Raw genomic sequence first — 1,339 nt, forward strand, 5'->3', positions numbered from 1 at the left:
GGGAGTGTCAAATTTTTTGTGTAAATGGAAGTCCTCTCCCATTAGCTAGCTTCTAATACATGGATTCTAACGTATCTTGAATTTGCTTGAAACCTCGATGCGTTCGCTCAAAATTTTGGCCGTTGTAGTCACGAATAACTGTGACCAGAACGCGTTCTAGTGCTGGTTCATTTGGAAATTGTTCTTTCTTCTTTGTCTGCCGTTTTAGCTTCTTGTTGAATGATTCAATGAGATTTGTGCTGTAGATGCTACTGCGTATCGCAGCTGGAAAAGTGAAACAGGTCAAGAGATGAGGATTATTTTCTAGCTTGCCCGTTACTTTTGGATACGCCTTTTGCCACTTGTCTATGAAGTCAGCTAAGGCCTGTTTTGCGTCGTCCATGGTAGCTGCTTGATGGATCAGTTTGAAGTCGTTAAGGACCTCTTGTCGGTCCTTAGTTCGAACGTGAGCTTCAATGTTCCGACTGACGTGGATCAGGCACTGCTGGAGCTTAGCCTTAGGGAAGTGGTCACCAATTGTGTTGGTAAGGCCGACTAAGCCATCGGCCACGAATAAGAGGACTTCTTTTACACCACGCTGCTGAATGTCCACGAGAAGCTCTTCCCAAACGGTACTGGATTCAGTTGGAGCGACTTGGTATGCTAGGACCTCTTTCATACCATTTGGTCGAATGCCAATGGCGATATGCACGGCTTCTTTAGCCACTGAGTCCCGGCGCAGAGGTAAGTATGTTGCGTCCACATAAATGACTGCGTAACGACTCGCTAGAGGGCGCGTCTTGAAGGCGTTGACCTGTTGGTCAACGACCTTCGTGAGGTTTGAAACCGTTTGTGGTGTGTAATGAGCACCATACATTTTCTCAATCAAATCCGCGATCTCACTAGTGGTAGTCCCTTTTTCGTAGAGCTGGACAACCGTGGCTTCTAAACCATCCGTTTGGCGTTGATAGCTTGGAATAGTTTGCGTATTAAAGGCGCCATTTCGGTCGCGTGGAACCTCCAAGTTTAGTTCCCCATACTTAGTTTTAAAGGTTCGCAGATAATGCCCATTGCGTGAATTGCCGCTGTTAAAGCCTTGGCGGTCGTAGGGTTCATAACCGAGGAACGATGAAAGTTCCTCGTGCATTAAATCATTGATGGCCGTTTCCAAATGTTGCCGAAAAACTTCGTCCAAATCTTGCTTTTGTGCTAGTGCTGCCATAATTTCTTTGTTAAACTGAGTCATGGGGAAAGCCTCCTATGTCCTATGAAGTGAGTGTGGTTGCTAACTATCATAAGGGAGAGGCTTTCCCTTTTCAATTGCTTATTTTTCTATTTACACATAATTATTTAAACACTC

General features: G+C 45.1%; 1 protein-coding gene. It reads right to left on the reverse strand.

What is annotated here, in order from left to right; translation table 11 throughout:
- Window positions 1–52 precede the first annotated feature (52 nt).
- On the reverse strand, window positions 53–1,225 hold the full coding sequence (locus ACKTSF_RS14495; RefSeq protein ID WP_407890287.1) for an IS256 family transposase: 1,173 nt from the start codon (window positions 1,223–1,225) through the stop codon (window positions 53–55).
- Window positions 1,226–1,339: the final 114 nt, after the last annotated feature.

This window comes from Levilactobacillus muriae (assembly GCF_045862015.1).
GTDB classification, from domain to species: domain Bacteria; phylum Bacillota; class Bacilli; order Lactobacillales; family Lactobacillaceae; genus Levilactobacillus; species Levilactobacillus muriae.